The sequence below is a fragment of the Pseudomonas sp. FP2294 genome (assembly GCF_030687625.1).
GTDB lineage: Bacteria > Pseudomonadota > Gammaproteobacteria > Pseudomonadales > Pseudomonadaceae > Aquipseudomonas > Aquipseudomonas shahriarae.
Genome location: NZ_CP117441.1, coordinates 5,483,261 through 5,506,288 on the forward strand (window position 1 = coordinate 5,483,261; position 23,028 = coordinate 5,506,288).

General features: G+C 61.8%; 26 protein-coding genes. 16 read left to right on the plus strand and 10 right to left on the minus strand.

The window, feature by feature from the left end; genetic code table 11:
• Position 1: 1 nt before the first annotated feature.
• Positions 2 to 1,006, plus strand: a complete 1,005-nt coding sequence (locus PSH73_RS24770; protein WP_057440370.1) for an aspartate carbamoyltransferase catalytic subunit — start codon at positions 2 to 4, stop codon at positions 1,004 to 1,006.
• Positions 1,003 to 2,274 carry a dihydroorotase gene (locus PSH73_RS24775; protein ID WP_057440371.1) on the plus strand — a complete coding sequence of 424 codons (1,272 nt, stop codon included), beginning with the start codon at positions 1,003 to 1,005 and terminating at the stop codon, positions 2,272 to 2,274. The genes PSH73_RS24770 and PSH73_RS24775 overlap by 4 nt, the downstream gene beginning before the upstream one ends.
• 162 nt (positions 2,275 to 2,436) lie before the next feature.
• Here the strand turns inward: PSH73_RS24775 and PSH73_RS24780 are convergent, their stop codons facing one another.
• Complete coding sequence (locus PSH73_RS24780) at positions 2,437 to 2,865, minus strand: TM2 domain-containing protein (protein ID WP_057440372.1); 429 nt, start codon at positions 2,863 to 2,865, stop codon at positions 2,437 to 2,439.
• 249 nt (positions 2,866 to 3,114) lie between these two features.
• Here PSH73_RS24780 and PSH73_RS24785 point away from each other — a divergent pair, with 249 nt between their 5' ends.
• On the plus strand, positions 3,115 to 3,750 hold the full coding sequence (locus PSH73_RS24785; protein ID WP_057440373.1) for a C40 family peptidase: 636 nt from the start codon (positions 3,115 to 3,117) through the stop codon (positions 3,748 to 3,750).
• A gap of 118 nt (positions 3,751 to 3,868) precedes the next feature.
• On the opposite strand, the gene PSH73_RS24790 is transcribed toward PSH73_RS24785, so the two are convergent.
• Positions 3,869 to 4,903 carry a type IV pilus twitching motility protein PilT gene (locus tag PSH73_RS24790; RefSeq protein ID WP_120734288.1) on the minus strand — a complete coding sequence of 345 codons (1,035 nt, stop codon included), beginning with the start codon at positions 4,901 to 4,903 and terminating at the stop codon, positions 3,869 to 3,871.
• A 57-nt stretch (positions 4,904 to 4,960) separates the two neighbouring features.
• Here PSH73_RS24790 and PSH73_RS24795 point away from each other — a divergent pair, with 57 nt between their 5' ends.
• From PSH73_RS24795 to PSH73_RS24835, 9 genes are all read left to right on the plus strand, one after another.
• On the plus strand, positions 4,961 to 5,647 hold the full coding sequence (locus PSH73_RS24795) for a YggS family pyridoxal phosphate-dependent enzyme (protein WP_057960885.1): 687 nt from the start codon (positions 4,961 to 4,963) through the stop codon (positions 5,645 to 5,647).
• A 33-nt stretch (positions 5,648 to 5,680) separates the two neighbouring features.
• Positions 5,681 to 6,499, plus strand: coding sequence for a pyrroline-5-carboxylate reductase (gene proC, locus PSH73_RS24800; RefSeq protein ID WP_271043684.1), 819 nt, complete (start codon positions 5,681 to 5,683; stop codon positions 6,497 to 6,499).
• Between the two features lie 9 nt (positions 6,500 to 6,508).
• Positions 6,509 to 7,099 carry a YggT family protein gene (locus PSH73_RS24805; RefSeq protein ID WP_057440376.1) on the plus strand — a complete coding sequence of 197 codons (591 nt, stop codon included), beginning with the start codon at positions 6,509 to 6,511 and terminating at the stop codon, positions 7,097 to 7,099.
• Between the two features lie 154 nt (positions 7,100 to 7,253).
• Entirely contained in the window at positions 7,254 to 8,393 is a 1,140-nt protein-coding gene (locus tag PSH73_RS24810; protein ID WP_057440377.1) for a homoserine O-acetyltransferase, read from the plus strand.
• A gap of 7 nt (positions 8,394 to 8,400) precedes the next feature.
• Positions 8,401 to 9,021, plus strand: a complete 621-nt coding sequence (metW, locus tag PSH73_RS24815) for a methionine biosynthesis protein MetW (RefSeq protein WP_029300485.1) — start codon at positions 8,401 to 8,403, stop codon at positions 9,019 to 9,021.
• A 21-nt stretch (positions 9,022 to 9,042) separates the two neighbouring features.
• A complete protein-coding gene (locus tag PSH73_RS24820; RefSeq protein ID WP_029300487.1) occupies positions 9,043 to 9,477 on the plus strand; it encodes a DUF4426 domain-containing protein in 435 nt (144 codons plus the stop codon).
• Entirely contained in the window at positions 9,474 to 10,070 is a 597-nt protein-coding gene (rdgB, locus tag PSH73_RS24825; RefSeq protein WP_027606096.1) for an RdgB/HAM1 family non-canonical purine NTP pyrophosphatase, read from the plus strand. The genes PSH73_RS24820 and rdgB overlap by 4 nt, the downstream gene beginning before the upstream one ends.
• The gene (hemW, locus tag PSH73_RS24830) at positions 10,067 to 11,269 is read left to right on the plus strand and encodes a radical SAM family heme chaperone HemW (RefSeq protein WP_225923823.1); all 1,203 of its coding nucleotides are present in this window, start codon (positions 10,067 to 10,069) and stop codon (positions 11,267 to 11,269) included. The genes rdgB and hemW overlap by 4 nt, the downstream gene beginning before the upstream one ends.
• Before the next feature lie 18 nt (positions 11,270 to 11,287).
• The gene (locus PSH73_RS24835; protein WP_029300493.1) at positions 11,288 to 11,611 is read left to right on the plus strand and encodes a DUF3392 domain-containing protein; all 324 of its coding nucleotides are present in this window, start codon (positions 11,288 to 11,290) and stop codon (positions 11,609 to 11,611) included.
• Positions 11,612 to 11,749: 138 nt separating this feature from the next.
• Here the strand turns inward: PSH73_RS24835 and trmB are convergent, their stop codons facing one another.
• From trmB to PSH73_RS24855, 4 genes are all read right to left on the minus strand, one after another.
• Positions 11,750 to 12,475: a tRNA (guanosine(46)-N7)-methyltransferase TrmB gene (trmB, locus tag PSH73_RS24840; protein ID WP_057440379.1), complete on the minus strand. Its 726-nt coding sequence runs from the start codon at positions 12,473 to 12,475 to the stop codon at positions 11,750 to 11,752.
• A gap of 9 nt (positions 12,476 to 12,484) precedes the next feature.
• On the minus strand, positions 12,485 to 13,279 hold the full coding sequence (locus PSH73_RS24845) for a thiazole synthase (RefSeq protein ID WP_017845016.1): 795 nt from the start codon (positions 13,277 to 13,279) through the stop codon (positions 12,485 to 12,487).
• A gap of 55 nt (positions 13,280 to 13,334) precedes the next feature.
• Entirely contained in the window at positions 13,335 to 13,535 is a 201-nt protein-coding gene (gene thiS, locus PSH73_RS24850) for a sulfur carrier protein ThiS (RefSeq protein WP_162947777.1), read from the minus strand.
• 71 nt (positions 13,536 to 13,606) lie between these two features.
• A complete protein-coding gene (locus PSH73_RS24855) occupies positions 13,607 to 13,987 on the minus strand; it encodes a DUF423 domain-containing protein (RefSeq protein WP_305461567.1) in 381 nt (126 codons plus the stop codon).
• 74 nt (positions 13,988 to 14,061) lie between these two features.
• On the opposite strand from PSH73_RS24855, the gene mtgA reads away from it, so the two are divergent.
• Positions 14,062 to 14,784: a monofunctional biosynthetic peptidoglycan transglycosylase gene (gene mtgA, locus PSH73_RS24860; RefSeq protein ID WP_057960890.1), complete on the plus strand. Its 723-nt coding sequence runs from the start codon at positions 14,062 to 14,064 to the stop codon at positions 14,782 to 14,784.
• Positions 14,785 to 14,932: 148 nt separating this feature from the next.
• On the opposite strand, the gene rpoH is transcribed toward mtgA, so the two are convergent.
• The 4 genes from rpoH to ftsY form a co-directional block, all read right to left on the minus strand.
• Positions 14,933 to 15,787, minus strand: a complete 855-nt coding sequence (gene rpoH, locus PSH73_RS24865) for an RNA polymerase sigma factor RpoH (protein WP_003176698.1) — start codon at positions 15,785 to 15,787, stop codon at positions 14,933 to 14,935.
• 129 nt (positions 15,788 to 15,916) lie between these two features.
• Entirely contained in the window at positions 15,917 to 16,939 is a 1,023-nt protein-coding gene (gene ftsX, locus PSH73_RS24870; protein WP_057440383.1) for a permease-like cell division protein FtsX, read from the minus strand.
• Positions 16,936 to 17,607: a cell division ATP-binding protein FtsE gene (ftsE, locus tag PSH73_RS24875; RefSeq protein WP_003213784.1), complete on the minus strand. Its 672-nt coding sequence runs from the start codon at positions 17,605 to 17,607 to the stop codon at positions 16,936 to 16,938. The genes ftsX and ftsE overlap by 4 nt, the downstream gene beginning before the upstream one ends.
• Complete coding sequence (gene ftsY / locus PSH73_RS24880) at positions 17,604 to 19,031, minus strand: signal recognition particle-docking protein FtsY (protein ID WP_128593391.1); 1,428 nt, start codon at positions 19,029 to 19,031, stop codon at positions 17,604 to 17,606. The genes ftsE and ftsY overlap by 4 nt, the downstream gene beginning before the upstream one ends.
• Positions 19,032 to 19,372: 341 nt before the next feature.
• Here ftsY and PSH73_RS24885 point away from each other — a divergent pair, with 341 nt between their 5' ends.
• The 3 genes from PSH73_RS24885 to rsmD are packed head-to-tail and all read left to right on the plus strand — an operon-like array spanning position 19,373 to position 22,828.
• Positions 19,373 to 20,728, plus strand: a complete 1,356-nt coding sequence (locus PSH73_RS24885; RefSeq protein ID WP_057440385.1) for a pitrilysin family protein — start codon at positions 19,373 to 19,375, stop codon at positions 20,726 to 20,728.
• Positions 20,721 to 22,211: a pitrilysin family protein gene (locus tag PSH73_RS24890; RefSeq protein WP_305461569.1), complete on the plus strand. Its 1,491-nt coding sequence runs from the start codon at positions 20,721 to 20,723 to the stop codon at positions 22,209 to 22,211. Before PSH73_RS24885 ends, PSH73_RS24890 begins: the two co-directional genes overlap by 8 nt.
• A complete protein-coding gene (gene rsmD / locus PSH73_RS24895; RefSeq protein WP_057960893.1) occupies positions 22,211 to 22,828 on the plus strand; it encodes a 16S rRNA (guanine(966)-N(2))-methyltransferase RsmD in 618 nt (205 codons plus the stop codon). Before PSH73_RS24890 ends, rsmD begins: the two co-directional genes overlap by 1 nt.
• The last annotated feature ends 200 nt before the right edge of the window (positions 22,829 to 23,028 follow it).

The window sequence follows — 23,028 nt, forward strand, 5'->3', positions numbered from 1 at the left end:
GATGACGCCTCTAGATGCCAAGCGCCCGCTGCAGCTCAACGCTCAGGGCCAGCTGCAACACTTCCTGTCCCTCGACGGCCTGCCCCGCGAATTGCTCACCGAAATCCTCGACACTGCCGACTCGTTCCTTGAAGTCGGCGGCCGAGCGGTGAAGAAAGTCCCGCTGCTGCGCGGCAAAACCATTTGCAACGTGTTCTTCGAGAACTCGACGCGCACCCGCACCACCTTCGAACTGGCAGCCCAGCGCCTGTCAGCCGACGTGATCACCCTGAACGTCTCCACCTCGTCGGCGAGCAAGGGCGAAACCCTGCTCGACACCCTGCGTAACCTGGAGGCCATGGCGGCCGACATGTTCGTGGTGCGTCATGGCGACTCGGGCGCGGCGCACTTTATCGCCGAGCACGTGTGCCCGCAGGTGGCGATCATCAACGGCGGCGATGGCCGCCACGCCCACCCGACCCAGGGCATGCTCGACATGCTCACCATCCGTCGGCACAAGGGTGGCTTTGAAAACCTCTCGGTGGCCATCGTCGGCGATATCCTGCATTCGCGGGTAGCGCGCTCGAACATGCTGGCCCTGAAAACCCTGGGCTGCCCGGATATCCGCGTGATTGCACCGAAAACCCTGCTGCCGGTAGGCATCGAGCAATACGGGGTGAAGGTCTACACCGACATGGCCACGGGCCTGAAGGATGTGGACGTGGTGATCATGCTGCGCCTGCAACGCGAGCGCATGGCCGGTGGCCTGCTGCCCAGCGAAGGCGAGTTCTACCGCCTGTTCGGCCTGACCACCGCGCGCCTGGCCGGTGCCAAGCCGGATGCCATTGTCATGCACCCCGGCCCGATCAACCGCGGGGTGGAGATTGAGTCGGCGGTGGCCGACGGGCCGCACTCGGTGATTCTCAACCAGGTTACCTACGGCATCGCCGTACGCATGGCCGTGCTGTCCATGGCCATGAGCGGGCAAACCGCCCAACGTCAATTCGAGCAGGAGAACGCCCAGTGAAGCTCAGCATTCTCGGCGCCCGAGTCATCGATCCGGCCAGCGGCCTGGATCAAGTCACTGATCTGCACCTGGAAGCTGGCAAGATCATTGCCATTGGCGCCGCCCCCAGCGGTTTCAGCCCGGTTCAGAGCATCGACGCCAAAGGCCTGGTGGCTGCTCCCGGCCTGGTAGACCTGAACGTCGCCCTGCGCGAGCCGGGCTACAGCCGCAAAGGCAGCATCGCCAGCGAAACCCGCGCCGCCGCTGCCGGCGGTGTCACCAGCCTGTGCTGCCCGCCACAGACCAAACCGGTGCTGGACACCTCGGCCGTGGCCGAGCTGATCCTCGACCGTGCCCGCGAGGCCGGCAATTGCAAAGTGTTCCCCATCGGCGCCCTGAGCAAAGGCCTGGATGGCGAACAACTGGCTGAGCTGATTGCCCTGCGCGACGCGGGTTGCGTGGCCTTCGGCAATGGCCTGGAAAGCTTCCGCAGCACCCGCACCCTGTGCCGTGCCCTGGAATATGCAGCCACCTTCGACCTGACGGTGATCTTCCACTCCCAGGACCACGACCTGGCTGAAGGCGGCCTGGCCCATGAAGGCCCTACCGCCAGCTTCCTCGGCCTGGCAGGCATCCCGGAAACCGCAGAAACCGTAGCCCTGGCCCGTGACCTGCTGCTGGTGGAACAAAGCGGGGTGCGTGCGCACTTCAGCCAACTGACCAGCGCCCGGGGCGTGGCCCTGATCGCCCAGGCCCAGGCCCGCGGCTTGCCGGTGACCGCCGATGTGGCGTTGTACCAGTTGATTCTGACCGATGAGGCGTTGATCGACTTCTCCAGCCTGTACCACGTGCAACCGCCACTGCGCACCCGCGCCGACCGCGACGGTTTGCGCGCAGCGGTGAAGTCCGGGGTGGTTTCGGCGATCTCCAGCCATCACCAACCCCACGAGCGGGATGCCAAGCTGGCCCCATTTGGCGCGACAGAGCCTGGGATCAGCAGCGTCGAGTTGCTGCTGCCGCTGGCGATGACCCTGGTGGAAGATGGGTTGTTGGACTTGCCAACGCTGCTGGCACGCCTGAGCTCAGGCCCGGCCCAAGCGCTGCGCCTGCCGGCGGGCAAGCTGGCGGTGGGTTCTGCGGCGGACCTGGTGCTGTTTGATCCGGCCAGCTCCACCGTGGCTGGCGAGCAGTGGCTGTCTCGGGGTGAAAACTGCCCATTCATCGGCCATAGCTTGCCGGCGACTGTGCGCTACACCCTGGTGGATGGACGGATCAGCTACCAGGCCTGATCCGCTCTAAAGTGGGCACGGTCAAAAATGTAGGAGCCAGCTTGTGTGGGAGCTGGCTTGCCTGCGATTGCATCACCTCAGTGCCACTGACATACCGAGGTGCCCGCATCGCAGGCAAGCCTGCTCCCACATTTGACCGTGCCCACATGAGCCTAGCCAGGCTTAGCGCCCGCCCAGCCGCTCGGCATTGCGGATCGAAACCTGCGTATTCAGCGTCCAGAAGTCATACAGCACGCCGACCAGGAACAAGCCGCCCGTTACCAGATACAACAGGCCGGTGAGCCATTTGCCCTGATACATGCGGTGCAAGCCAAACACCCCAAGAAACGTCAGAAGAATCCAGGCCACGTTGTACTCGATCGGCCCGGCGGTAAAACGCAGGTCGGCTTCACGGTCCATCGCCGGGATCAGGAACAGGTCGATCAGCCAGCCAATACCCAGCAAACCAAAGGTGAAGAACCAGATCGTCCCGGTCACCGGCTTGCCGTAGTAAAAGCGGTGTGCCCCGGTAAAACCGAAGATCCAGAGCAGGTAACCGATCACCTTGCTATGGGTGTCCTGTTGCGAAACATCCTGTCGATAGGTGTTCATGAATGACCTCTTTAGCCTCGATAGATAAATATTTCTGGTTTCTTTGTGACTTTTTTACAGGCACCCGACGTACGGCAAATGTTATCGTCGCTTCCCTCAAAGCCTTATACCGCCTGACTTGTGTAGGACAATTGCGACAGTTCGTCGCGGTTTTCCTGATTTTGACGTCAAGGTTCAGTCGACAGACGGCCTGAGAAAGACACTAAAAGCTGTTATAAAGTTGCGCGCAAACCAACAAGAGCCTGCCTTATGCGACCATTTTTAAAGACATGGCTAACCATTTGCCTATTGATGCCACTGGCCGCCCACGCCACCAATCGTGAGCAACGACTTCCGAACGTTAATGGTTTTACCCCTAAAGTTCACGCCACTACCACCTCCGCCAAATCGGCAAAGCTCACCGTCAAGCGCCCGACTCAGCTGAGCAAGGCCAACGTTAAAGCAGTTCCGGGCCTGGTAGCGAGCAATAACCAGCAAAGCAGCAAAGTCTTGAGCCGTGCCGTCAACGTGCTCGGTACCCCTTATCGTTGGGGCGGCAGTAGCCCAAGTAAAGGCTTTGATTGCAGCGGCCTGGTGAAATACGCCTTCAATGATGTGGCTGCAGTGGATTTGCCACGCACCTCCAACGCCATGGCCAGCGGCCACGGGCAGAAGGTCGATCGCAAGGATCTGAAGCCCGGCGACCTGTTGTTCTTCAAGCTCAAGAGCCGCCAGGTCAACCATGTTGCCATCTACCTGGGCAACGACCGCTTTATCCACGCACCGCGCCGTGGCAAGTCGGTCAGCATCGACACCCTGAAAAAGCCGTTCTGGAACAAGAACTACGTGATTGCCAAGCGCGTGCTGCCCAAAGAGCAGAACAACCTGCGGATTGTGCAGCGCTGACAGTAAATGCAAATGTGAATGCTGGCTTGTGTGGGAGCTGGCTTGCCTGCGATAGCATCACCTCAGTGTGACTGACACACCGAGTTGCCTGCATCGCAGGCAAGCCAGCTCCCACATCCTATATATCTGCGGGCACCCGCGCCTGCTCCCGGGCCTCTTCAAGCCTGACCAGTCCCTGACTGACCAACCCCTTCAAGCTCATATCCAACGTCTTCATCCCCAGCGCCCCGCCCGTCTGAATCGCCGAATACAACTGCGCCACCTTGTCCTCGCGGATCAGGTTGCGGATCGCCGGTGTGCCGAGCATGATTTCATGGGCCGCCACGCGCCCGCCGCCGACTTTCTTCAGCAACACCTGGGACACCACCGCCTGCAGCGATTCCGAGAGCATCGAGCGGACCATGGCCTTTTCCCCCGCCGGAAACACATCCACCAGCCGATCCACGGTTTTCGCCGCCGAACTGGTGTGCAGGGTGCCAAACACCAAGTGCCCGGTTTCCGACGCCGTCAGGGCCAGGCGGATGGTTTCCAGGTCGCGCAACTCGCCAACCAGGATCACATCCGGGTCTTCGCGCAACGCCGAACGCAGGGCCGTCGAGAAACTGTGGGTGTCGCGGTGCACCTGGCGTTGGCTGATCAGCGCTTTACGCGGTTCGTGGACAAACTCGATAGGGTCTTCAAGGGTCAGGATGTGCTGCTGACGGGTGCTGTTGAGGTAATCGACCATCGCCGCCAGGGTGGTGGACTTGCCCGAGCCCGTGGCACCAGTCACCAGCACCAGCCCTCTGGGCAATTCGGCGATGCGCCGGAATATGTCCCCCAGCCCCAGGGCTTCCAGGCTCTGGACCCGAGAGGGGATCGCACGGAACACCGCCCCCAGCCCCCGGTGCTGGCAGAACACGTTGGCGCGAAAGCGCGCGACGCCAGGCAAATCGAAGGAAAAATCCGTTTCAAGAGATGTTTCGAAATCCTTTTGCTGGTGTTTATGGAGGATCGGGCTGAGCAAGTCCGCTACTTGCGTAGCACTCAGCACCGGCCAATCCAGTGGCAGTACCTCGCCATCGACGCGCATCCTCGGCGCCAAGCCTGCCGACAGATGCAGGTCGGAGGCGCCCTGGCTGACGCTTGCGGCCAGCAGTTCAGTGATGTCCATAGGGCTATCCATTTCCAGTAGAATGCCGCGGACTCCATATCCGCGGGCGCAACTTTAATGTCGACCATAGCAGACAATATCGGCCTGGTTACCGAGCGGATCCGTGCCGCGGCCCAGGCCGTGCAACGCGATGAAACCAGCGTGCACTTGCTGGCCGTGAGCAAGACCAAACCCGCGCAAGCCGTGCGCGAAGCCTACGCCGCCGGGATGCGCGACTTCGGCGAGAACTACTTGCAGGAAGCCCTGGGCAAACAGGCCGATTTAACCGATCTGCCCTTGAGTTGGCACTTCATCGGCCCCATTCAATCGAACAAGACGCGCGCTATCGCCGAGAACTTCGCTTGGGTGCATTCCGTGGACCGCCTGAAAATTGCCCAACGCCTGTCCGAACAACGCCCGGCCGACCTGCCGCCGCTCAATATCTGCATTCAGGTCAATGTCAGTGGCGAAGCCAGCAAGTCCGGCTGTACACCCGCCGACCTGCCAGCGCTGGCCGAGGCGATCCAGGCCCTGCCCCGCTTGAAGCTGCGTGGCCTGATGGCGATCCCCGAGCCCACCGACGACCGGGCACAGCAAGATGCGGCGTTTGCCGCTGTGCGTGACTTGCAAGCGAGCCTGGACCTGGGGCTCGACACACTTTCCATGGGCATGAGCCATGACCTTGAGTCGGCCATTGCCCAAGGGGCCACCTGGGTGCGGATCGGTACCGCGCTGTTTGGTGCCCGCGACTACGGCCAGCCATGAAATGGCTGACTTCCATCTGAGTAAGGACCTGTCATGAGCAACACGCGTATAGCCTTTATCGGCGCCGGCAACATGGCGGCCAGCCTGATCGGTGGCCTGCGGGCCAAGGGCCTGCAAGCCTCGCAGATTCGCGCCAGCGATCCGGGCGCCGAGACCCGTGCCCGGGTGAGCGCAGAACACGGTATCGAAACCTTCGCCGACAACGCCGAGGCCATCCAGGGCGTCGACGTGATCGTACTGGCGGTCAAGCCACAGGCCATGAAAGCCGTGTGCGAAGCCTTGCGCCCAAGCCTGGCGCCGCAGCAACTGGTGGTGTCGATTGCCGCCGGTATCAACTGCGCCAGCATGAACAACTGGCTCGGCGCCCAGCCCATCGTGCGCTGCATGCCCAACACCCCATCGCTGCTGCGCCAGGGTGTCAGCGGCCTGTACGCCACCGCCCAAGTGAGCGCCGCCCAGCGTGAGCAGGCCCAGGAGCTGTTGTCGGCCGTGGGTGTGGCCCTGTGGCTGGAAGAAGAGCAGCAACTGGACGCCGTCACCGCTGTGTCCGGCAGTGGCCCGGCATATTTCTTCCTGCTGGTCGAAGCCATGACCGCCGCCGGCGTGAAGCTGGGCCTGCCACGGGAAATCGCTGAGCAACTGACCCAGCAAACCGCCCTCGGCGCCGCACATATGGTGGTCTCCAGCGATGTGGATGCGGCCGAATTGCGTCGTCGCGTGACCTCGCCCAATGGCACCACACAGGCGGCCATCGAATCATTCCAGGCCGGGGGCTTTGAAGCCCTGGTCGAAAAAGCACTGGGTGCCGCCGCGCACCGCTCGGCTGAACTTGCCGAACAACTGGGTCAATAAGGAGCCAATATGATTGGTTTGAACACCGCTGCCGTCTATGTACTGCAAACCCTCGGCAGCCTTTACCTGCTGATCGTGCTGTTGCGCTTTGTCCTGCAACTGGTACGCGCCAACTTCTACAACCCGCTCTGCCAATTCGCCGTGAAGGCCACCCAGCCGCTGCTCAAGCCGCTGCGCCGGGTAATCCCGAGCCTTTTCGGCCTGGACATGTCGTCGCTGGTGCTGGCGATCCTGGTGCAACTGGCGCTGATGGCCCTGACGCTGCTGCTGACCTACGGCACCATGGGCAACTTCCTGCAACTGCTGGTCTGGGCCCTGATCGGCGTGACCGCGCTGTTCCTGAAGATTTTCTTCTTTGCACTGATCATCAGCGTGATCCTGTCCTGGGTCGCACCGGGCAGCCATAACCCTGGCGCCGAACTGGTCAACCAGATCTGCGAACCGGCCCTGGCGCCATTCCGCAAGATCCTGCCGAACCTCGGCGGCCTGGATATCTCGCCGATCCTCGCGTTCATGGTGCTCAAGCTCCTGGACATGCTGGTGATCAACAACCTGGCGGCAATGACCATGATGCCGGACATCCTGCGCTTGCTGATCTGACGACTGTTTGCGGGCTGCGCAGGACAACATGTGGGGGCAGGCAAGCCCCCACATTTTTGTAACTGTGTCTTGAAGTGAATCCATGCAGGCCTTCGCTTGCCGCTAGGCCCCCCGCTCTTTAGACTTACGCCTCATTTAAACGAGAGCAGGGTCGATGCCAACTGCCTTTCCCCCCGATTCTGTTGGACTGGTCGTGCCCCAAGTGGCGCACTTCAGCGAACCCCTGGCCCTGGCCTGCGGGCGGTCGCTGCCGGCCTATGACCTGATCTATGAAACCTACGGTGCGTTGAACGCCACGGCCAGCAACGCCGTGCTGATCTGTCACGCCCTGTCGGGCCATCATCACGCCGCCGGCTACCACAGCGCCGACGAGCGCAAGCCCGGCTGGTGGGACAGCTGCATCGGCCCTGGCAAACCCATCGACACCAACAAGTTCTTTGTGGTCAGCCTGAACAACCTCGGCGGCTGCAACGGCTCCACCGGCCCCAGCAGCCTCAACCCGGAAACCGGCAAGCCGTTTGGCGCCGACTTCCCGGTACTGACCGTGGAAGACTGGGTGCACAGCCAGGCACGCCTGGCCGACCTGCTGGGCATCCAACAATGGGCAGCGGTGATCGGCGGCAGCCTGGGCGGCATGCAGGCCCTGCAATGGACCATCACCTACCCCGACCGCGTGCGCCATTGCCTGGCCATCGCCTCGGCCCCCAAGTTGTCGGCACAGAACATCGCCTTCAACGAAGTGGCGCGCCAGGCGATCCTCACCGACCCCGAGTTCCACGGCGGTTCATTCCAGGAAGCCGGGGTGATCCCCAAGCGCGGCTTGATGCTGGCGCGGATGGTCGGACATATCACCTACCTGTCGGATGACTCCATGGGCGAAAAATTCGGCCGTGGGCTCAAGAGCGAGAAGCTCAACTACGACTTCCACAGCGTCGAATTCCAGGTCGAAAGCTACCTGCGTTACCAGGGCGAGGAGTTTTCCGGGCGTTTCGACGCCAATACCTACCTGCTGATGACCAAGGCCCTGGACTACTTCGACCCGGCGGCAAACTTTGATGACGACCTGGCGAAGACCTTCGAAGGCGCCACGGCCAAGTTCTGCGTGATGTCGTTCACCACCGACTGGCGCTTCTCGCCGGCCCGTTCGCGGGAGCTGGTGGATGCGCTGATGGCTGCGCGCAAAGACGTCTGCTACCTGGAGATCGACGCACCGCAGGGCCACGATGCCTTCCTGATCCCGATCCCGCGCTATCTGCAGGCCTTCAGCAATTACATGAACCGCATAACTTTGTGAGAACGCCATGAGAGCCGACCTGGAAATTATCCAAGACTGGATCCCCGCCGGCAGCCGCGTGCTCGACCTGGGTTGCGGCGATGGCGAACTGCTGAGCTGGCTGCGCGACAACAAGCAAGTCACCGGCTATGGCCTGGAAAACGACCCGGACAACATCGCCCAGTGCGTGGCCAAGGGCATCAACGTAATCGAGCAGGACCTGGACAAGGGCCTGGGCAACTTTGCCAGCAACAGCTTCGATATCGTGGTGATGACCCAGGCCCTGCAGGCTGTGCATTACCCGGACCGGATCCTTGACGAGATGTTGCGCGTCGGCCGCCAGTGCATCATCACCTTCCCCAACTTCGGCCACTGGCGCTGCCGCTGGTACCTGGCCACCAAGGGCCGGATGCCGGTATCGGACTTCCTGCCGTACACCTGGTACAACACGCCCAATATTCACTTCTGCACCTTCGAGGACTTCGAAGCACTGTGCAGCGGGCGCGAAGCCAAGGTGATCAACCGCCTTGCCGTCGATCAACAGCATCGCCACGGCTGGGCAAGTAAGCTATGGCCTAATCTTTTAGGTGAAATCGGGATTTATCGGGTCAGCAGTCCTGGCCTGACCGATCATCAGATTGCCGTCTAACCATTTTCGAGGAGGACGATCATGAGTCGCCTGGCTATTTTTCTACTCACCGCCTGCCTTGGCGCCAGCGCCATGGCCGCCGGCCCTATCGACAGCAATCGGCAGAAGGCGTTTGGTGATATCACCGTGCACTACAGCACCTTCACCTCCAGCTTCCTGCAACCCGAGACGGCCCAGGCCGTGGGCGTGGTGCGCAGCAAGAACAAGGGCATGATCAATGTCTCGGTGATCAAGGGCGTGGAGCCCGTGGCGGCCCAAGTGACCGGCACGATCAAGGACTTGACCGGCAAGAGTGAAATGCTGACCTTCAAGCAAATCACCGAAAAAGGCGCGATCTACTACCTCGCCCCCTACTCGGTGCCGCAGCAGGAGTTCCGCACCTTTACCATCAATGTTGAAACCGGTGGCAAAGCCCACGGCTTCAGTTTCACCCAAGAACTGTTCCCGGCCGAATAATGAACCTGACACAACTCGTACTGGCCAGCCATAACGCCGGCAAACTCAAGGAACTCCAGGCCATGCTCGGCGAATCGGTGCAACTGCGCTCGATTGGCGAGTTCAGCCAGGTGGAGCCGGAGGAAACCGGCCTGTCGTTCGTCGAGAACGCCATCCTCAAGGCCCGCAATGCCGCGCGCATTTCCGGGCTGCCGGCACTGGCCGACGACTCCGGCCTGGCCGTGGACTTCCTCGGCGGCGCCCCCGGCATCTACTCGGCGCGCTATGCCGACGGCAAAGGCGACGCGGCGAACAACGCCAAGCTGCTGGACGCCCTCAAGGACGTGCCGGACGCGATGCGCGGCGCGCAGTTTGTCTGTGTGCTGGCCCTGGTGCGGCATGCCGACGACCCGCTGCCGATTCTCTGCGAAGGTTTGTGGCACGGGCGCATCCTGCACGCGGCCAGCGGCGAGCACGGGTTTGGCTATGACCCGCTGTTCTGGGTGCCGGAGCGCAATGTGTCCAGCGCCGAACTGAGCCCCGCCGACAAGAACCAGATCAGCCACCGCGCCCGCGCAATGGATTTGCTGCGCCAGCGTCTGGGCTTGAAATGACCCAGAACACCTCCGCGCAGCCCCTGATCCTCGGTGGCGCGCAAACACCTCGGGCGGCCCTGCCAGTGCTGCCGCCCCTGGCGCTGTACATCCACATCCCGTGGTGCGTGCGTAAATGCCCCTATTGCGACTTCAACTCCCACACCGCCAGCAAGGTGCTGCCGGAAGAAGAGTATGTCGACGCGTTGCTGGCGGACCTGGATCAGGACCTGCACGCGGTGTATGGTCGCGAGCTGAGTTCGATCTTCTTTGGCGGCGGCACGCCAAGCCTGTTCAGTGCTGCGGCGCTGGGGCGGTTGCTGGAGGGCGTGGAGCAACGTATCCGGTTTGCCCGCGACATCGAGATCACCCTGGAAGCCAACCCCGGCACCTTCGAGCAAGAGAAGTTCGTCGCCTACCGCAAGCTGGGGATCAATCGCCTGTCGATTGGCATCCAGAGCTTCCAGCAGGACAAGCTCAAGGCCCTGGGCCGCATCCACAATGGCGACGAAGCCGTACGCGCCGCCGGCATGGCACGCCAGGCCGGCTTTGATAACTTCAACCTGGACCTGATGCACGGTTTGCCCGACCAATCCCTGGACGACGCCCTGGGCGACCTGCGCCAGGCGATTGCGCTCAAGCCGACCCACCTGTCGTGGTACCAACTGACCCTGGAACCCAACACTGTGTTCTGGAACCAGCCGCCGACGCTGCCGGAAGACGACACCCTGTGGGATATCCAGGAAGCCGGCCAGGCCCTGCTCGCCGAACACGGCTACGCGCAATATGAAGTCTCGGCCTACGCCCAGCCGGGCCGGCCCGCGCGGCATAACCTCAATTACTGGAGTTTTGGCGACTTTATCGGCATCGGCGCCGGCGCCCACGGCAAGCTCAGCCATCCAGACGGGCGCATCGTGCGCACCTGGAAGACCCGCGCACCTAAGGACTACCTCAACCCGGCAAAAACCTTCCAGGCCGGGTCGAAAGAGCTGACCAATGAAGAATTGCCCTTTGAGTTCCTGATGAACGCCCTGCGCCTGACCGAGGGCGTCGAAGCCAGGCTGTATGCCGAGCGCACCGGCCTGGACTTGGCCAGCCTGGAACAAGCCCGCAGGGATGCCGAACAAAGTGGCTTATTGCAGGTCGAACCGTCACGCCTGGCGGCCACGGACCGTGGGCAACTCTTTCTCAATGACCTGCTGCAGAAGTTTTTGAGCTGATCGCTCTAAGGAAATCGAATGGATCTGGTACTCGACCTGCTCGCCACCGTATCCCGCTGGAGCCGTAGCAACCTGTCGGAAATCTCCCTGGCGCTGGTAGGCTGCCTGTTGGTGCTATTCGGCGCCGATATCAAGGGTTGGGTCGAAGCACGCCTGGGCAACATCGCCGGCGCCTTGCGCGTACCGTTGATGGCCCTGCTGTGCATGATCGGCAGCGGTGCTGCGCTGATCTACGCCACACCCTGGATTGTGCGGGGGTTGAGCCAGTTCAATAACTACAGCCTGGCACCGGTGCTGTTGGTGGTGCTGGTGTTGATTGGCGTGGTTGCCGACCGCCGCTGACTCAAAGCCCACCACAAAACAACTGTGGGAGCTGGCTTGCCTGCGATGCAAGCACCTCGGTGTATCAGTGACACCGAAGTGATGCTATCGCCGGCAAGCCAGCTCCCGCAGTTAATCGCATTTCAGCTTGCTAGCTGATTACGCCAGCTTTTCGAACTTCAAATCCCAAACCCCATGCCCCAATCGCTCGCCACGGCGTTCGAACTTGGTGATCGGACGCTCGGCCGGGCGTGGTACGCACTGACCATCTTCGGCCAGGTTGCGGTAGCCAGGGGCGACGTTCATCACTTCCAGCATGTACTCCGCATACGGTTCCCAATCGGTGGCCATGTGCAGGATGCCGCCGACCTTGAGTTTGCTGCGCACCAGCTCCGCGAAGGACGCCTGGACGATACGGCGCTTGTGGTGACGGCTCTTGTGCCATGGATCCGGGAAAAACAGCATCAGGCGGTCGAGGCTGTTGTCGGCGATGCATCGGTTGAGCACTTCGATCGCGTCGCAGTCATAGACCCGCAGGTTTTTCAGGCCCTGGGTCAGCACGCCGTTGAGCAGTGCGCCCACGCCCGGACGGTGCACTTCCACACCGATAAAGTCTTGCTCGGGCGACGCTGCAGCCATTTCCAGCAGGGAATGGCCCATGCCGAAGCCGATCTCCAGGGAGCGCGGGGCAGAACGGCCAAACACCTGGTCAAAGTCCACCGGCGCGTCAGCCAGGGGCAGGACGAACAGCGGCGCGCCTTGGTCGAGGCCCTTTTGCTGGCCTTCGGTCATGCGCCCGGCACGCATCACAAAACTCTTGATGCGGCGGTGCTTGGACTCGTCGCCTTCTTCCACGGGGTTCGGCGTTTCGTTTGATTCAGTCATCAATGGCTCTTACTTGATCAGACCATCCAGCGGCGAGGAGGCGCTGGCGTAAAGTTTTTTCGGCATACGCCCGGCGAGATACGCCAGGCGGCCGGCGACAATCGCGTGTTTCATGGCTTCGGCCATCATGATCGGCTGTTGTGCGTTGGCGATGGCCGAGTTCATCAGCACCGCTTCGCAGCCCAGCTCCATGGCAATGGTGGCATCGGACGCGGTACCGACGCCGGCATCCACCAGCACCGGGATCTTGGCTTCTTCGAGGATGATCTGCAGGTTGTACGGGTTGCAGATCCCCAGGCCAGTGCCGATCAGGCCGGCCAGTGGCATCACCGCGATGCAGCCGATCTCGGCCAGTTGGCGGGCGATGATCGGGTCATCGCTGGTGTAGACCATCACGTCGAAACCTTCCTTGACCAGGGTTTCGGCGGCCTTGAGGGTTTCGATCACGTTGGGGAACAGGGTTTTCTGGTCCGCCAGCACTTCCAGCTTCACCAGGTTGTGGCCGTCGAGCAGCTCACGGGCCAGGCGGCAGGTGCGCACGGCTTCGATGGCGTCGTAGCAACCGGCAGTGTTCGGCAGGATGGTGTAGCGATCCGGCGGCAGGATATCCAGCAGGTTCGGTTCGCCCGGGTTCTGGCCGATATTGGTGCGGCGCACGGCCACTGTCACGATTTCGGCGCCCGAGGCTTCGATAGCCAGGCGGGTTTCTTCCATGTCGCGGTACTTGCCGGTGCCTACCAGCAAACGCGACTGGTAAGTACGACCGGCCAGGACGAAGGGCTTGTCGCTACGAACGATGCTCATGGGAAATCCTCGAGTTGGGGTGAGGTTCTGCAGAATTCGGGTAGTTGCCCCGGGCCTAGCCGCCGCCGATGGCGTGGACCACTTCGACCTGGTCGCCTTCGGTGAGGGCGGTTTCGGTGTGCTGGCTACGCGGGACGATATCCTGGTTGAGCTCCACTGCGACGCGACGTCCGGTCAGTTCCAGACGGGTCAGCAGGGCCGCGACGGTTTCACCGTCGGGCAGTTCATAGGATTCGCCGTTCAATTGAATGCGCATGCCACGGGCCGCCATCGTTTTTAGGGGCCAGCATTCTAGCCTGATCGTGACCTGAAGGTCAGCTACAAGCGTCAGGCGGTCAGTTGCAGGCGCCAGGCGGCGAGCCCCAGGCACAGCCAGCCAATCAGGAACGCCAGGCCGCCAAACGGCGTGATGATCCCCAGTTTGCCGATGCCGATGGTGGTCAACAGGTACAGGCTGCCGGAGAACAACAGGATACCGATGCTGAACGACACACCGGCCCACAGCACCAGCCGCCCAGGCATATGCGCGGCCAATAAGGCCACGCCAAACAACGCCAGGGCGTGCACCAACTGGTAGGTCACACCGGTGTGGAAAGTCGCCAGGTACTCAGCACTCAGGCTCTTTTTCAGGCCATGGGCGGCAAATGCGCCGAGGGCAACACCGGTAAAACCGAAAAAGGCAGCCAGCATCAGAAAGCCACGCAACATGAGGAACTCCAGTCAGACTCATTGGGCAGGGTCTGTATAATGGCCCGCTCAACGGGTTCGGCCAAGCCATCTCTATGCTGCGTGTCCTCTTCAGTCGTTTTCTCAAAGTCGTGAAATGGTTTGTCATCGGCAGTGTTTTGCTGGTGCTGCTGTTTCGTGTCGTCCCGCCGCCGTTCACCGCACTGATGGTCGAGCGCAAGATCGAATCCTGGATCGACAGCGAGCCCATTGACCTGCAACGGACCTGGGTGCCGTGGGATGAGATCTCCGATGACCTGAAAGTCGCGGTGATGGCCGGCGAGGACCAGCGCTTCCCGCAGCATTGGGGCTTTGACTTTGGTGCGATCCAGGCCGCTTTGCTGCATAACGAGCGCGGTGGTTCGATTCGCGGCGCCAGTACACTGAGCCAGCAGGTATCGAAGAACCTGTTCCTGTGGGCCGGCCGCAGTTATTTGCGCAAGGGCCTGGAAGCCTGGTTTACCGGGTTGATCGAGATCCTGTGGCCCAAGCAGCGGATCCTTGAGGTGTACCTCAACAGCGTGGAGTGGGATGAAGGGGTATTTGGCGCAGAGGCGGCGGCGCGGCATCATTTTGGCGTGGGTGCCAAGGGACTTTCGCGGCAGCAGGCCAGCTATCTGGCCGCTGTACTGCCTAATCCACGGGTGTGGAGTGCCAGCCATCCGACGGCGTATGTGGCGCGGCGGGCGGCTTGGATTCGTCAGCAGATGGGGCAGTTGGGTGGTACCGGCTATTTGAATGAGCTGAACAGTACGCGGCAGGCGCCGAGGGCCAACTGACACCACCCAATAGGGCTGGCTGACCCACCGCGATCGCAGGCCAGCCAGCGCCTACACCCTGGACCGCGTAAGGCTTGAGGTTTCTCGGGCACGAACAAAAATGCCCCGATCTTTCGATCGGGGCATTTTTTTGGTCGTTCGCAGCGTGTTAGGCGGCGATCGACAGTTTCAGCTTATTCATCGCGCTCTTCTCAAGCTGACGAATACGCTCGGCCGACACGTTGTACTTCTGCGCCAAGTCGTGCAGCGTGGCTTTTTCTTCTGCCAGCCAGCGCTGGTAGAGGATGTCACGGCTGCGGTCGTCCAGCACTTCCAGCGCTTCGTGCAGATTGTGGTTGGAGTTGTCGCTCCAATCGGCATCTTCCAGTTGACGCGCCGGGTCGTACCGGTGGTCTTCCAGGTAGTTGGCCGGCGATTGGAAAGCGCTGTCGTCGTCCGCTTCGGCGGCCGGGTCGAAGGCCATATCATGGCCGGTCAGGCGACTTTCCATCTCGCGCACTTCCCGAGGCTCCACACCGAGGCTTTCCGCCACACGGTGGACTTCCTCGTTGTTCAGCCACGCCAGGCGTTTCTTCTGGCTGCGCAGGTTGAAGAACAGCTTGCGCTGGGCCTTGGTGGTCGCCACTTTCACGATGCGCCAGTTGCGCAGGATGAACTCGTGGATTTCCGCCTTGATCCAGTGCACAGCGAACGACACCAGGCGCACACCCATTTCCGGGTTGAAGCGTTTTACAGCCTTCATCAGGCCGACGTTGCCTTCCTGGATCAGGTCAGCCTGGGCCAGGCCGTAGCCGCTATAGCTACGGGCGATATGTACGACAAAACGCAGGTGGGCGAGCACCATCTGCCGAGCCGCCCCCAAATCCTGCTCATAGTAGAGACTCTCGGCCAGTTCACGCTCCTGCTCAGGCGTCAGCAATGGAATGCTGTTGACCGTGTGCACATAAGCCTCCAGGTTCGCACCCGGGACCAGAGCATAAGCAGGTTGCAAAGAAGTGGTCATACGAAAAAACCTCCGACTCACATAACTCGTGCAGTTCAGCACTGCGAAAATTGACCGGGAACCGTAGGACAAGTTCCCTAAACCACTGATACGGTCAATACAAACGAAACCACATTAATCTGACATTAACTACTTCGGCGCCAGCTCACGTAGATGCCGTGCGACCGCAATCCAAGCACCGATATACCCCAACAACACCGCGCCAAGCAAGAGTGATAGACCATCGGCCGCAGGTACGCCAGCCAGGGCAAAGTCACTGCCATACAATCCGGCCAGGCCGACTACCGCGTCGTTCAGCCAATCCAGGCCAAACGCCAGGACGCCCCAGGACAGAATCCCCGCACCGAAGCCATAAAGCGCGCCCATATATAGAAAAGGACGACGCACATAGCTGTCTGTGCCGCCGACCAGTTTAATCACTTCTATCTCGGTGCGGCGGTTTTCAATATGAAGACGAATGGTATTGCCTATCACCAAAAGTAATGCAGAAACCAGCAACACCGTCAGGCCGAAGACAAACCGGTCGCCCAGCTTGAGAATCGCCGCCAGACGCTCGACCCACACTAAATCAAGCTGCGCCTGTTGCACCTTGGGCAGTTCAGCCAATTTTTGTCTTAATGCTTCAAGGGCCGTCTTGTCGATTTCATTGGGCGTGACCAGCACAACCCCCGGCAGCGGGTTCTGCGGCAGCTCCTTGAGCGCCTCACCCAAGCCGGACTGTTGCTGGAACTCTTCCAGCGCCTGGTCGCGGCTGATGTACTCGGCATCCGCCACACCCGGCAGGTTCTTGATCTGCTCGCGCAAGGCCTCGCCTTCAGTGGCGCTGGCATCCAGTTGCAGGTACAGGGAAATCTGCGCCGCGCGCTGCCAGGAACCGCCCAGGCGCTCGACATTATTCAGCAGCAACGACAAACCCATCGGCAGGCTCAACGCCACGGCCATCACCAGGCAGGTGAAGAAGCTGCCAATCGGCTGCTTGCCCAGGCGGCGCAGGCTGTCCACCAGGCTGGCGCGATGGCTTTCGATCCAGGCGTGCAGCAAGGTGCTGAAGTCAGGACCGTCATCATCGTCGCGTTTCTTTTTCTGCGGTTGCGGGTCGGCGGCTTTCGGCGCCACGCGCTCGGAAACTTTAGGGCTGCGTGTGGCACTCATACGCCAGCCTCCCCGTCACCGATCAGGCGCCCGCGCTGCAGGGTCAACATGCGATGGCGCATACGCGCGATCAATGCCAGGTCGTGACTGGCAATCAGCACACTGGTGCCCAGGCGGTTGATGTCTTCAAAGACCCCCATGATCTCCGCCGCCAGGCGCGGGTCGAGGTTACCGGTGGGTTCGTCCGCCAGCAGCAAGGCCGGGCGATGGACGATGGCGCGGGCAATGCCGACGCGCTGTTGCTGGCCGGTGGACAGGTCGCCGGGATACAGGTCGGTCTTGTCCGACAGCGCCACGCGCTCCAGGGCCGAATCCACACGCTTGACGATCTCGGCCTTGGACAGCCCGAGGATCTGCAATGGCAGGGCGATGTTATTGAACACCGTGCGATCGAACAGCAACTGGTGGTTCTGGAACACCACGCCGATCTGCCGGCGCAGGAACGGGATCTGCGCATTGCTGATGGTGGCCAGGTCCTGGCCTGCCAGCAGCAGTTTGCCGGTGGTCGGGCGCTCCATGGCCAGCAGCAGGCGCAGCAACGTACTTTTGCCGGCCCCGGAATGACCGGTGACAAACAAGAACTCGCCACGGCGCACCCGGAAACTCAGCTCATGCAAGCCGACATGCCCGTTGGCGTAGCGCTTGCCCACCTGTTCAAAACGAATCATGAACGCTCCCGCTCGGCAAACAGTGCCTGGACAAAGGGTTCGGCCTCAAACGTGCGCAGGTCATCAATACCTTCGCCTACACCGATATAACGAATCGGCAGCCCGAATTGTTTAGCCAGGGCGAAAATCACCCCACCCTTGGCCGTGCCATCGAGCTTAGTCAACGCCAGGCCAGTCAGTTGGACTGTCTGGTTGAATTGCTTGGCCTGGCTGATGGCGTTCTGCCCAGTACCGGCGTCCAGCACCAACAGCACCTCGTGCGGCGCGTCGGCGTCGAGCTTGCCCATCACCCGGCGGACTTTCTTCAACTCTTCCATCAAGTTGTCTTTGGTATGCAGGCGACCAGCGGTATCGGCAATCAGTACGTCGATGTTGCGGGCCTTGGCGGCCTGCACTGCGTCGAAGATCACCGAGGCGGAATCGGCACCGGTGTGCTGGGCGATCACCGGGATCTTGTTGCGCTCGCCCCACACCTGCAATTGCTCTACGGCGGCGGCGCGGAAGGTGTCACCGGCGGCGAGCATGACTTTCTTGCCTTCCAGTTGCAGCTTCTTCGCCAGCTTGCCGATGGTGGTGGTCTTGCCGGCGCCGTTGACGCCGACCACCAGGATCACAAAGGGTTTTTTCTCGGTAATCACCAGCGGCGCTTCCACCGGCTTGAGCATGGCAGCCAGTTCGGCCTGCAATGACTTGTAAAGCGCGTCGGCGTCGGTGAGCTGCTTGCGCGCCACCTTCTGGGTCAGGCTCTGGATGATCACGGCAGTGGCTTCGACGCCCACGTCAGCGGTCAGCAGGCGGGTCTCGATATCTTCGAGCAACTCGTCATCAATGATCTTCTTGCCCAGGAACAGGCTGGCCATGCCTTCGCCGATGCTCGCGCTGGTCTTGCTCAGGCCTTGCTTGAGGCGGGCGAAGAAGCCGGTCTTACTGGTTTCAGCAGGTACAGCGACGGGTTCGGCGACCACCGCAACGGGCTCGGCAACCACTGGCTCGACCACCAACGGCGCCGGCTCAACGACAACGGGCTGGGGCTCGACGGCGACCTGGACCGGCTCCACCACCACAGGGATCGGCGGCGTCACATGTTCGGCCTGCACATCCTCGACCAACGCAACAGGTTCTTCAGCCACCGGCAATGGCGGCCACGGCTTATGCTCTGGCTCTGGCTCTGGCGCAGCCTCCACCTCCGGCTGCAAGACCGGCTCGGCGATAGGCAGCACCACCGGCGCTGGCGTCTCGACGACAGGCTCGGCCACGGGCTCAATCGCCGGTTCCGCTTGCAGAACAGGCTCAGGCACCGGCTCGGGTTGGACTTGCGGCTGTTCGACGACGGTTTCCTGCGGCTTTTTGCGCAGCCATCCGAACAGGCCTTTTTTCTCGCCAGCCGCAGCTGGGCTCTTCTTGTCGTCGTTGGAACCAAACATGGAGGACGGCTATCTCACGGTAGCGACGCGCCAAGGAGGCGCCTCGGTAAATAATATTCGATGCGCAACAGACTGTTTTTTAGCCAGCTTGTTCATGCGCAGCATTTTGTGAGGCGTGAATACAGCCTCAACAAATCGATTCAATATAGGACTGAAGCGATAAAATCGGCGAAAAGCGAATTAAAACCGGGGAAACCCACGGATAACTCCATCTTTACGACGACTGGATCCGAAACGATATGACAGCCGCAGTGGCCGCCGCTAATACGGATCAGTATCCTAGCACCTCCTCGCCCGCCGACGCTAAGACCAAGCGGGCAGCCCAACAGGTTTAAAAACGAATGAATGCTCTAGCCCGCCGCGCCGCAGGCCTGCTGCTCAGCACAGTTTGTCTGCCCCTTTCAGCCTTGGCTGCCGACCCACAACCCACCCATGAATTCACCCTGGACAACGGCCTCAAGGTCGTCGTGCGCGAAGACCATCGCGCCCCGGTGGTGGTCTCGCAGGTCTGGTACAAGGTCGGCTCCAGCTATGAAACCCCTGGCCAGACCGGTTTGTCCCACGCCCTGGAACACATGATGTTCAAGGGCAGCTCCAAGACCGGCCCCGGCGAAGCCTCGTTGATCCTGCGCGACCTGGGCGCCGAAGAGAACGCCTTCACCAGCGACGACTACACCGCCTACTACCAAGTGCTGGCCCGCGACCGCCTGGGCGTGGCCCTGGAGCTGGAAGCCGACCGCATGGCCACCCTGCGCCTGCCGGCCGACGAATTCAGCCGCGAGATCGAAGTCATCAAGGAGGAGCGCCGCCTGCGCACCGATGACAATCCGATGTCCAAGGCCTTCGAACGCTTCAAGGCCATGGCCTACCCGGCCAGCGGCTATCACACGCCGACCATCGGCTGGATGGCCGACCTGGACCGCATGAAGGTCGAGGAACTGCGCCACTGGTACCAATCCTGGTATGTGCCGAACAACGCCACCCTGGTGGTGGTCGGCGACGTGACCCCGGACGAGGTGAAAACCCTGGCCCAACGTTACTTCGGCCCGATCCCCAAGCGTGACGTACCACCGGCGAAAAAGCCCCTGGAACTGGCCGAGCCGGGCGAACGCCTGCTGACCATGCATGTGCAGACGCAGCTACCGAGCGTCATCCTCGGCTTCAACGTACCGGGCCTGGCCACCGCCGAAGACAAGCGCTCGGTCAACGCCCTGCGCCTGATCTCGGCACTGCTCGATGGCGGCTACAGCGCGCGCATCCCGAGCCAGCTGGAACGCGGTGAAGAATTGGTGTCGGCTGCCTCGACCAGCTACGACGCCTACACCCGCGGCGACAGCCTGTTCACCTTGAGCGCCACCCCCAACCAGCAGAAGAAGAAAACCGTGGCCCAGGCCGAAGCCGGGCTCTGGCGCCTGCTGGATGAACTCAAGGCCAAGCCACCGACCGCCGAGGAACTGGAGCGTATTCGCGCCCAGGTCATTGCCGGGTTGGTCTACGAGCGTGACTCCATCACCAGCCAGGCCACAGCCATTGGCTCCCTGGAAACGGTCGGCCTGTCGTGGAAACTCATGGACACCGAGCTTGCCGAACTGCAAAGCGTGACGCCCGAAGACATCCAGAAGGCCGCGCGCACGTATTTCACCCGCGAACGCCTGAGTGTCGCCCATGTCATGCCACAGGAGAGCACTCATGAGTGATCGCAGAAACAACCGCCTGGTGCTGCCTGGCCTGATCGTCGTGACTCTGGTGGCGGCAGTCGCGGTGTATATCGGTCGCCCGGACGACTCCGTTGCCAGCCCGGCGCTGGAGCAGGCCAAGTCCAGCAAGACCCTGCAATCCCTGGCAGAACTGGACGGCAAGAACCCGACCAACCGCCAGCTCAACGTGCAGACCTGGAACACCGCTGAAGGCGCCAAGGTGCTGTTCGTCGAAGCCCACGAACTGCCGATGTTCGACATGCGCATCCTGTTCGCTGCCGGCAGCAGCCAGGACGGCAACACGCCGGGCCTGGCCCTGCTGACCAACGCCATGCTCAACGAAGGCGTGCCGGGCAAGGATGTGGGGCAGATTGCCGCCGGTTTTGAAGGCCTGGGGGCGGATTTCAGCAACGGCGCCTACCGCGATATGGCGCTGGTGTCGCTGCGCAGCCTCAGTGCCGCCGACAAGCGCGAGGCCGCCCTCACGCTGTTTGACCAGGTGATCGGCCAGCCGACCTTCCCCGCCGACTCCCTGGCGCGGATCAAGAACCAGTTGCTGGCCAGCTTCGAGTACCAGAAGCAGAACCCGGGCAAGCTGGCGAGTATCGAGCTGTTCAAGCGCCTGTACGGCGATCATCCCTATGCGCACCCGAGCGAAGGCACGCCCGAGAGCGTTCCGGCCATTACCCAGGCACAGCTGAAGGCATTCCACGCCAAGGCCTACGCCGCCGGTAACGCGGTGATCGCGATGGTCGGCGACCTGTCCCGTGCCGACGCCGAAGCCATGGCAGCCAAAGTGTCCGCATCCCTGCCCAAGGGCCCGGCACTGGCGAAGATCGCCGAGCCGACCGAGCCCAAGGCCGGCCTGGGGCATATCGAGTTTCCCTCCAAGCAGACGCACCTGTTGTTCGCACAACTGGGCATCAACCGCGCCGATCCGGACTACGCGGCCCTGTCCCTGGGCAACCAGATCCTTGGCGGCGGTGGCTTTGGCACCCGCTTGATGAGCGAAGTGCGCGAGAAGCGCGGCCTGACCTATGGCGTGTACTCGGGCTTCTCGCCGATGCAGGTGCGTGGTCCGTTCATGATCAACCTGCAGACCCGCGCCGAGATGAGCGGCGGCACCTTGCGCCTGGTGGAGCAAGTGCTGGCCGACTACCTCAAGACCGGGCCGACGCAAAAAGAACTGGATGACGCCAAGCGCGAACTGGCCGGCAGCTTCCCGCTGTCCACTGCGAGCAACGCCGATATCGTCGGGCAACTGGGCGCCATGGGTTTCTACAACCTGCCGCTCAACTACCTGGAAGACTTCATGAAGCAATCCCAGGCCCTGACTACCGAACAGGTCAAGGCTGCACTGAACAAGCACTTGAGCAGCGATAAAATGGTGATCGTGACCGCTGGTCCCACCACCGCGCAAAAGCCACTACCGCCCCCCACTGATAAACCTGCCGAGCAGCCGCTCGGGGTTCCGGAGCATTAATGGCTAGTCCATCCCGCCCTAAAAAACCTGTCCATAACGTGCATAACGGTGTGGGCCAGCTGCGCATCATTGGCGGCCAATGGCGCAGCCGCAAGCTGAGCTTCCCCGATGTCGTGGGCCTGCGCCCGACTCCGGACCGGGTCCGCGAGACCCTGTTCAACTGGCTCGCGCCGTACATCGAAGGGGCCAAGGTGCTTGACCCGTTCGCCGGCAGCGGCGCGCTGTTCCTCGAGTCCCTGTCCCGTGGCGCCGCCCTGGGTCAGGCCCTGGACGCGAGCAACGTGGCGGTTTCCAGCCTGCGCGAACACCTGGGCACCCTGCGTTGCACCACCGGTCACGTCCAAACCGCCGATGCCCTGCGCTACCTGGAAACCCAGCCAGCCAGTGCATTCGACGTGGTGTTCCTCGACCCGCCGTTCAACCAGAACCTGTTGCCAACCGTCTGCGCGCTGCTGGAAGAGCGCCAGTGGCTGGCCGATGACGCCTGGGTCTACACCGAAAGCGAAACCGCGCCGTCGACCCTGGGCCTGCCGGGCAACTGGCGCCTGCACCGCGAACAAAAATCCGGGCGGGTGTATTACGCGTTGTGGCAACGTACGGTCCAGACCGCTGACTAAATAACGTGGCAAGCCACTTTACTGTGGCGAGCGGGCTTGCCCGCGTTGGGTTGCGCAGCGACCCTAGAAAATGGGACTGCTGCGCAGTCCAACGCGGGCAAGCCCGCTCGCCACAGCCACAGCCACAGCCATAGCCACAAGCCACAAGCCACAAGCCACAGCCACAGCCACAGCCACAAAATACGCAGCCAACATTAAAG